This window comes from Cognatilysobacter lacus, assembly GCF_008274655.1.
GTDB lineage: Bacteria > Pseudomonadota > Gammaproteobacteria > Xanthomonadales > Xanthomonadaceae > Cognatilysobacter > Cognatilysobacter lacus.
The window spans coordinates 1-9,068 of the sequence record NZ_VTRV01000112.1 but is presented as its reverse complement, the minus strand read 5'-3'; the positions used below and the strand labels follow the sequence as shown (position 1 = coordinate 9,068).

Genomic DNA, 9,068 nt, shown 5'->3' with positions numbered 1-9,068 from the left:
GCCACGCGTGTCGCCGGACGCTTCGGCCAGCAGCGCGCCGAGGCGTCCGGCGATGGCGCGCTGTTCGGTCGATGCCTTTGCGAGGTCGCCGCGCAGCGCGTCCAGCTCGCGTTTCGCTGAAGCGGTGTCGCCGGCATCCAGCCTCGCTTCGACGCCCAGAAGAAGAACGTCGACGCTGCCGCGAAGATCATCGCGCTCGCGGAAGAGCTCACGGGCCTGCGCCACGTTCGAGAGTGCAGCCGCGACATCGCCCCTCGCCAGCGCCACTTCGGCCAGGTTGCGCAGACCGACCGCCGCTTCCTCGGCCATTTGCCGTTTGCGCGCCTGCGCGAGCGCTGCCTGTTGCGATTGCCACGCGTCGCTCCAGCGCCCGCGTGCCGCCTCCAGCAGCCCCAGGTTCTGCTGCGTGCGGATCGCGCCGGTCGCGTCACCGAGCTGGTGATACGCGTCGGCTGCGCGCTGCCAGTACGTCTGCGCGTCGTCGTAGGCGCCCAGCTGGTACTGCGCGAAGCCGATGTCGTTGAGCGCCTGTGCAACGCCGTGAGGATCGCCCGCCCGCTCGAAGCCCTGCAGGGCGAGCCGGAATGCATCCAGCGATGCCGCGTAGTGCCCGCGTTCCTCTTCCAGCAGGCCGCGCTCGTTGTCGACGGCGGCCAAGCCGGCGCGATCGTTGAGCTCGACGTTGATGCGTCGCGCGTCGTCGAGCGAGCTTGCCGCTTCGTCGAACGCACCGCGCTGGCTGAGCAGGTTGGCGAGATTGCGCAGGCTGGTCGCAACGCCACGCCGGTTGCCCACGGCGCGCCGCAACGCCACCGCGCGCCGATACTCTTCCTCCGCTTCGCGCGTCTGGCCGAGCCGGCCGTAGCCGACACCGAGTGCGTTCACCACCTCGGCCGCGCCGTAGGCACTGCGCCCGCGGTTGAACAGCACCTGCGCGCGCACCAGGTAGTCGTCCACGGCGGGCCGCGCGTCACCCTTGAGGATCGACAGCTTCCCGAGTTCGAACCAGGCGCGCGCATCCTGCGCATCGCGTGAGGTGATGTGCTGGAGCGTCGCGATCGCCGTGTCGAAGTCGCCTGCCGCGCCCTGCGAACGCGCGAGCTGCAGCTCGACCTGCGTGTCGGACGGCGAGCGCGCGAACAACTGGCGCCATGCGCGAGCGGCGGCTTCCGAATCCCCGTCGAGCGTCGAATGCATGGCGGCGAGCCGCTGCGCCAGCCGTGGCGAGGATGCGCCGGTGATGCGCTGGGCCTGCGTCACCGCGGTTGTCGCGATGTCGTCCTCGCCCACGGCCTGCGCGACCTCCGCCAGGCGAATCCACGCACCAACGTCGGTGCGGTCGTTCGCGGTCGCCTGGCGCAGCGTGGCAAGTGAAGCGTCGTAATGGCCCGACCGCCGTGCGATCTCGGCCGCGCCGCGCAGCGCCACGACGTCCGCCGACGGCACGCGCAGGGGTATTGCTGACGTAAGCCCGAGCGCATCGATCGCCGAGGGCGTGCGCAGCCACTCGCGCAGCGCATCGCCGGCTGTCGCAGCGCGTGGTCCCTGCAGACGCTCGTCAGTGCCGCCGTCCTGTTCGCCAACCACACGCCACGCGCCGGCGACCGGCTGCACTTCCAGCCGCACGACGCGGCTCGCGGCACCGGCGCGGCGCATCGATTCGAGCGTGGGACGCCCCGTCGCATCCAGCTGCCCGAGCGCCTGGAGGGTGCGATCGACATCGACGCGCGCAAGCCCCGGCGCGTCTGCAAGCGCGTCGCGCAAGACCGATTCCAGTCCCACGCGTTCTGTATCCGACAGCGCCGCGCCCTCGAGCGGCATCAGCAGCACGCGGTCGAGCGGTCGCGATGGTGCGGGCGCGCCGTCGGTAGGTACTGCGTGATGCGTGCGCCAGAACGCGCCGCCCGCGATCGCCAGCATCAGCACGACCGCCGCTGCGAGCCACGGCCACTGGCGATGCGGATCACGAGGCAGTTCGCGTCGATCGATCGCCCGCACCACCGCCGCGGCGTCGGGAAGCCGGTGCGAGGGCTGCGGACGCAGCAGGCGTTCGGCTAGCCGCGCCAGCCACGACGGCGTGTCGGCGCGTCGCGTGGTGACCAGGGGCGGGCTGCGCACGAGCCGCTGGGCGAGCGCTTCGGCCGCCGTCGCCGACGCGAATGCGCGTTCGCCTGTCAGCATTTCGTGCAGGATCAGCCCGAGCGCGTAGAGATCGCTGCGCGGGCCGACGGGATCGCCGCGCGCCTGCTCGGGCGACAGGTAATCCGGCGTGCCGACGATGCTGTTGGTCGAGCCGCGCGTGCTGCTGGCGATCGAACGCGCGACCCCGAAGTCGGTGAGGTACGCATTGCCGTCGGCATCGATCAGGATGTTCGCGGGCTTCAGGTCCCGGTGCACCACATCGCGCGCATGCGCGGCCTCGAGGCCGAGCGCGACCTGGCGCGTGATCCGCACCGCGTCGTCGACGGCCAGCGGCCCGCGATCGATGCGATGGTCGAGCGGCTCGCCCTCGATGAGGTCCATGCTGATCAGCCAGCGGGCCTCGCCATTGGCGAACTCGTGGCGGGCGATGTCGTGGATGCGCACGACGTGCGGGCTCGAGACCTGGCGCGCAAGCAGCAGTTCCTGCCGGAAGCGTTCGAACGCATCGGCGCGCTGCGCGACTTCGGGGCGCAGCAGTTTGACCGCGACAGGCACGCCGAGCGCTTCGTCGAGCGCGCGGTATACGACGCCCATGCCGCCCACGCCGAGCAGGCGCTCGATACGAAAACGCCCGGCAAGCAGTGTGCCGGGCGCGAGATCCATCTGCGCGTAGAGACCGGTGGAGGTGGCGTCGCTCATCGCGTCGGCGCGTGCCCCGCGAGCATCTCGGTCCAGTCGTCGGTGGATGGCGGCTCGGTCCTGCCGAGTACTTCCCCCCGCGCCGCGAGCCAAAGAGCGCAGCGCTCGGCGAAGGCCTGCAGGAGTTCGACGTCGAGCGTGGTCAGTGGCGGCCCGGACTCGCGGCGGTCGGCATAGATCGCGCCCAGCGCAGCGGCGCCGTCCAGCAGCGGCAGCGCGACCAGGGTGCGCAATCCCCCGCGCACCACGGATTCGCGCGAAGAAAGCCACGCGTCCTGGCCGACGTCATTGAACACGACCGGCGCCCGCGTGCGCAGCGCCTGCGCCACGGCGCCCAGGCTTCCGGTGAACTCCGTCCCCGTCGAGAGCGTGGCGTCGAGCGCGACGGACGCCGCGATGCGGTAGCGACCGCGCTCCGCGACAAGCACGAAGCCGCGCGTGCACTGCGCCAGCTCGAGCACCGCGCGCATGCTGTGTTCGAGCAGCGCGGGCGTGGCGAGCCCGTCCTGCGGCTGCGCCATCGCGTCGATACGCTGGGTCAGGTGCGTGGCATACGTGCGCCGCTCCGCCCAGCGCGCGGCCTGCGCTTCGGCGGCGATCGCGTCGAGCAGTGCGAATTCGCAGTGGACGTCTCCGAACCGCAACCAGCCACTGCGTGCGATGGTGGTCTTCGACACGCGCGCACCGTCGACGAACGTGCCGTTCTTGCTGCCGAGGTCGACGAGCCGCCACGCGCCGTCGCCGAGCGTCTCGAGTTCGGCATGGCGGCGCGACACGGAGCTGTGTTCCAGCACCAGGTCGGCGTCGGCGGCGCGCCCGATGCGCAGCCGTCCGCCTGAAGCGACGATCCGGGCAATCGCGGCGGCTTCGGGGACGTAAGCGATGAGGCGTGCCTGCATCGGGCGATCTTAGGCCTAGTCGCGGACGGGCAGGGAGCGCGGCGCGGAAATGAAAAGCCCCCGGCGCGTTGGCGCCGGGGGCACGGTCGAAGCGATATGGATGCCGGGCAGTGGCGGGTCTCAGTGCCCGAAGTTGCGCAGGTAGGCGATCGAGAACTTCGCGGTGTCCACCCCGGAAAGGATCTCGCCGGCATCGTTGGTGGAACCGCCGCCGGCGTTCCAGGTGTTGCGGACGGCAACACCGGCACGTGCGTCGGTACGCGCAGCTAGAGCATCGAGGCTCGCGAGCGCGTCGTCGTAGCGGCCCTCGGCGACGGCCTGCGCGGCCGCCGCGCGGTACGCCTCCAGCGGCGCGGCTTCGGCGGGCGCGAGGGTCGCGATGCGCGTGCGCAGCCGTTGCAGCTTCTCGTCCACCACGTCGCCGGTGCGGCGCACGTCGGTGAGGATCAGGAACTGCGAGAAACCGCCGGTGGTGCCGCGCGCGCGCACGCTTCCCTGTGCGACTTCGCTGGTGATGTCGCGGAACGCTCCGCCGATCGGCGCTTTGAAGAGGCGATAGCTCGTGCCGTAGGTGTAGGTGAGCGCATGCGTATGGATCTCGACATGTACCAGCCGGTCGAACGACAGGTCGCCGGCGGGAGGCTCGACGGTCACCATGAGCGGGAACGAGGCGTCGAACGAGGTGAGGTTGCCGGGCAGCCGCGCCAGCAGCGCCGGGTCGGTCGTGGAAACCAGTTGCGCGTTGATGCCGAGATTCGCCGCGGTGAGCGCGTGCGGGCTGTCGAAGGCCAGCGTCATGTCGGCCAGCGGCGACGTCTGCGAACCGATCACCACGGTAGCCGTATTGCCGGATACCGAAACCTGCACGGGCACGGACTGCGCCGAGGCGAAGGGGGCGGCCACGAAGAGAAGCGCGAAGGCGATCCAGCGGAAGATGACGCGCGGCATGGTGGCTCCGGTGTGGACGTAAAAACCCCGTGATTGGGAGGACGCTAGAGCGACGTTTGTGAAGCATTCGTCGTGGCGACCCCGCGGCGAGCCTGGCCTGCGGCTGGCTGGCGTTCCAGCGCCCCGTGGACTGCGCTGGCTGGGTGTTTACCCCTGCCTCGCGTGGTGGCATTCCCGGATGGGACTGCACGGCGCCAGGTGGGAAAACGTAGGTGCCGCCCCCGTTGGGCATCTCACCCGAGGCTCTCCCCATGTCTGCCCCGCGCTCCCTCCCGATCCGGATCTCCGCCCTCGCGCTCGGCCTGCTCGCCAGCGGCGTGGCCCTCGCCGACGCCCATCTCGACCCGCAACTCGTGCAGAAGCTCGGCGCCGCCGCACCGAGCGACGAGCTGGCAGTGGTGGTTACCTACAACCAGTCCGGCCCGGTCAATGCCGTGCAGCTCGCCGAGCTGAAGGCGCTCGGCATCGAGAAGGGCCGCACGATGCACACGCTGCCAATCGCCGGCGTGCTTGCGACGCCGGCGGAGATCCGCGCGCTGGCGGCCGAAGGCGACGTGGTGTCGATCTACTGGAACGCACCGCTTCGCTATTTCGACGTCGAAGCCAACCAGATCAGCAGCGCGACCCGCACCGTTTCCAATCCGGGCGACTACGGCCGGGCGATTCCGTTCAGCGGCAAGGGCGTCGGCGTGATGATCAACGACTCCGGCATCGACGCGACGCACGACGATCTCAAGCTCGGCACGCATGTCGTGCAGAACGTGCTGGCCGCGCAGAACGTGCTGGCGTCGGTCGCGTCGGATACAACGCCCGGCATCGTTCCGATGACATATCTGGAAAACGTGCCGAATTCGGACCTCAGCTCCGGCCATGGCACGCATTGCGCCGGCATCGTGGGTGGCACCGGCCAGCGGTCGAACGGGCTGTATCGCGGCGTCGCGCCCGGCGCTTCGCTCGTGGGCTACGGCTCGGGCGCCGTGCTCTTCATCCTCGACGCCGTCGGAGGCCTGGACTTCGCGGCGACCAACCAGTTCAGCTATCGCGACCCGATCCGCGTGACGTCCAACTCGTGGGGCAGCAGCGGCACGTTCGACCCGACCAACCCCGTCAGCATCGCCACGTACGAGCTTTCCAAGCGCGGCATCGTCAGCGTGTTCGCGGCCGGCAACGACGGCCCGGGCGAGGACACGCACAATCCGTACGCGCAGGCGCCGTGGGTGATCTCGGTCGGTGCGAGCGAGAAGGACGGCGTGCTCACCGGGTTCTCCTCGCGCGGCAAGCGCGGCGAAACCGGCACCTTCACGATGCCGGACGGCAAGAGCTTCACCTACATCAACGAGCCGACCATCGTTGCGCCGGGCGTCGACATCGTCTCGACCCGCGACGTTGCGGGGGCGCTGCCGCCGCTGGAAGCACAGCACGATTCGGAGACGCTCGATCCGGCGTACCTGCCGTTTTACACGCACATGAGCGGCACCTCGATGGCGACGCCGCACGTGGCCGGCATCGTTGCGCTGATGCTCGAGGCCAACCCGAACCTCACGCCGGCGCAGGTCAGGGACATCATCCGCCGCACCGCCACCAACATGACCGGCCGCCTGTCGTGGGAAGCCGGCGCCGGCCACATCAACACGTATGCGGCGGTCGCCGAGGCAGCGGGCGTGCGCGGCGGCTGGGGCGCCACGGTCAATGCACTGCGCACGTTCAACTCGAACGCGGTGCTGGCGCCCGGCTCGGCGCCCAAGCCGTTCTCGCTGTTCTTCTCGCCAGTCGGCACCGTCGACACGATGGAGTTCGACGTCGGTCCTGAAGTCGCATTCGTCAGTGCGCGCTCGACGGTCGACAACACCGTCGCGCTGGTGCTGATCGATCCGGACGGCGAGCGCTACGGTTCGTCCATCGCGCTTCCGGTCGAGAGCGACACGATCACCGTCGGCGCGCCCGGCAAGCCCGGCAAGTGGAAGCTGACCGTGCGCGGCGTCGGCTCCGTGTCGGGCCAGGCGCTGGATCCCGCGAAGGTCACCAACGGCTACGGCGCGCCCGGGCAGGTGGACGGCGAGGTCAGCTTCCTCAACTCCGGCGGCTACACCGGCCTGAATGACATCGCGAGCCACCCGGCGCGCCAGGCGATCGAGTTCGCAGTCGCCAATCGCCTCGTCGACGGCTACTCGGACAAGCAGTTCCGTCCGGACCAGGTCCTCAAGCGCATCGAGCTCGCGCAGTACCTGTCGATGGGCCAGAACGTGCGCCAGTCGCTGCCGTTCAACGGCACGTCGAGCTTCAGCGACTTCTCGGCGGGCAACACGGGCTACGCCTATGCGGAGTCGGCGGTTGCCCGCGGCGGTGCACTGCGGGATCTGGCGCAAACGCAGGACGGCGTCATGGGCACGGTCAACGGCGCGTTCCGGCCGACCGACTCCGTGACGCGCGTGTCCCTTGCCTACTCGCTGGTGCAGAGCATGGCCCTGCAGCCGCAGGCCCAGGCGTTCAGCGGCGACATGACGGTGGCATACAACGGCAATCGCGTGCCGCTGGCGGACGCGGCGTCGATTCCGGCGCCACTCCGCGGCTACGTGCAGTACGCGCTCGACCTCGGCCTGATCAACGCGCGCTTCGCGGTGGAGCAGGGGCCCTTCGACCTGCAGCCGACGCTCAAGGCGTACTTCGACCCGGGCAAGACGGTGACGCGAGCGGCATTCGCGGTCGCGGCCAGTCGGTACCTGTCGGCCTACCGCGCGGCCGAGGACTGATCGCTCCGAGGTAAGACGGCCAGACGACACCGCCCCCCAAACGCCCCGGAGCTGATCCGGGGCGTTTTGGTCTGTGGCGATACCTCGGGCTCAGCCTTTGCCGCGCTCGAGCTTCTCGGCGTCGCGAATGGCCTTCGTATCCAGAGGGCGGATCTGTTCGATGCGGCACGTAATGCCGCTGCTGCCCCCGCCGATCGGCTGCACGCGGTCGAATCGGGCGGAAACGCGGCCGACCGTATTGCTGATCCGGATGCCGTGCGCCCACTCGAGGTCGGTGCAGCCAGGCACGTCGAGCAGATAGGCGCGCGAAGGCGACACCCACACCGCCAGCGCGTCGCGACCGAGCGGCGTCCACTGCGTGAGCGTGCGGTAGTACGGGAAGTCCGGCACCGGCGGCCCGGCGTGCGCGCTATATAGCGCCAGCTGTGCGGCCGGTTGCATGGCGGGACTGGTCGCGCAACCGGCAAGCAGAGCGGCTGCGACCAGTGGGACGAGGACTGACGGGCGCATGGTGGCCTCCAAGCCGGAGCGGTGTCTCCTGCGATCTTGCGCCCGCGTCTGCGAGTCGCAATGGCGTTCGCAACGCCTGTTCAGGACGCATGCGGCTTGCCAAGGCGTCCACGTCCACCTAACATGCCGCCTCCCGCGTGGCCGGGTAGCTCAGTTGGTAGAGCAGGGGATTGAAAATCCCCGTGTCGGGGGTTCGATTCCCTCCCCGGCCACCACGACATGCCGCGGTCGCGCGGCGTCGAAGCGGATTCGGGGGCGATCGAAGTTTCGCCGGCCCGTCGCGAACGTCCGCGGTTTACCCGCAGGTTTATACCCATGACATCGAAGAGCCGACCCATCGAGGCCGGCTCTCTTGCGTTGCGGCGTTGCGACGGCCACGCGCTACGGTTTCGCGCACGCGACTGCCAGTTGGTTCCGTGTCGTCGCGAAACGAATTCTGGAGGACGCGGTGCGACTTGATTGCCGAGACGGTTCCTCTCGACGGCGATAGCGCGCTGCCCGATAGCGAGATGGAATTTGAAGCGCGTGCGCGTTGCTGTCGACTCCGTATTCCTGACCGGTCCGCTGTTTGTGCAGCTGAAAGCTGTCGAAAATCCAACGGGAAGTCTCGTGCCAGAGCAGCCGTTCTGCGGAGCCAACGGACAGTGGTCCCGGTCCGTCAGATTGGAGTGGACAGGCCGTTCTAGGTTTCAGCCGAAGCCAACCGAGGACCTGATGCCGACCGGAGCTTTATATCCGAGTAGCGTACCCGGTTAGCGATTGGCAGTGCTGACCGTTGCGGTTGCCCTCGGTGTATTGGCCGCGGCGCTCTGCGACGCGGCCATTCGCTGGGCGATCTATCGGTACAACGGGCACGGTTCCTGCGTACCTAGCCGCGCAGCACGCTGCCGGCCACGGTAATCGCCGCCGGCGACCGACAGTGGAGTCCACCCAAACTCGGACTGCGCTGACGGACTAAGGCGTTCGAGAAGCCGCGCCCGACGGGGGCGCAGTCGGCGTCCCGGTCGAAGGTGCCGGCGCCGTCGGCGTAGCAGCGGGGGGCACCGGCGCGGTCGGCATTACCCCTGTAGACGCGCCGACAGGCGCGGCGCCTGACGATCCAGTAACTGCCGGAGCCGTC

The 9,068-nt window shown here is 69.5% G+C and carries 6 protein-coding genes and 1 tRNA gene; 2 read left to right on the top strand and 5 right to left on the bottom strand.

Annotation, left to right across the window (positions count from 1 at the left end; all coding sequences use genetic code 11):
- From FW784_RS10130 to FW784_RS10120, 3 genes are all read right to left on the bottom strand, one after another.
- Nucleotides 1–2,841 (bottom strand): serine/threonine-protein kinase (locus tag FW784_RS10130; RefSeq protein WP_149353226.1); only part of this gene is annotated, 2,841 nt, incomplete at its 3' end.
- Nucleotides 2,838–3,740, bottom strand: coding sequence for an FHA domain-containing protein (locus tag FW784_RS10125; protein WP_235893646.1), 903 nt, complete (start codon nt 3,738–3,740; stop codon nt 2,838–2,840). The genes FW784_RS10125 and FW784_RS10130, both read right to left, overlap by 4 nt.
- Nucleotides 3,741–3,860: 120 nt before the next feature.
- A complete protein-coding gene (locus FW784_RS10120) occupies nt 3,861–4,688 on the bottom strand; it encodes a DUF6689 family protein (protein ID WP_149353225.1) in 828 nt (275 codons plus the stop codon).
- A gap of 251 nt (nt 4,689–4,939) precedes the next feature.
- Here FW784_RS10120 and FW784_RS10115 point away from each other — a divergent pair, with 251 nt between their 5' ends.
- Nucleotides 4,940–7,438, top strand: a complete 2,499-nt coding sequence (locus FW784_RS10115; protein WP_149353224.1) for a S8 family serine peptidase — start codon at nt 4,940–4,942, stop codon at nt 7,436–7,438.
- Between the two features lie 90 nt (nt 7,439–7,528).
- On the opposite strand, the gene FW784_RS10110 is transcribed toward FW784_RS10115, so the two are convergent.
- Nucleotides 7,529–7,948, bottom strand: coding sequence for a DUF6491 family protein (locus FW784_RS10110; RefSeq protein WP_149353223.1), 420 nt, complete (start codon nt 7,946–7,948; stop codon nt 7,529–7,531).
- 139 nt (nt 7,949–8,087) lie between these two features.
- On the opposite strand from FW784_RS10110, the gene FW784_RS10105 reads away from it, so the two are divergent.
- Nucleotides 8,088–8,163 (top strand) — tRNA-Phe (locus tag FW784_RS10105).
- Between the two features lie 653 nt (nt 8,164–8,816).
- On the opposite strand, the gene FW784_RS14655 is transcribed toward FW784_RS10105, so the two are convergent.
- A partial coding sequence (locus FW784_RS14655; RefSeq protein ID WP_205123598.1) for a hypothetical protein occupies nt 8,817–9,068 on the bottom strand: 252 nt, incomplete at its 5' end.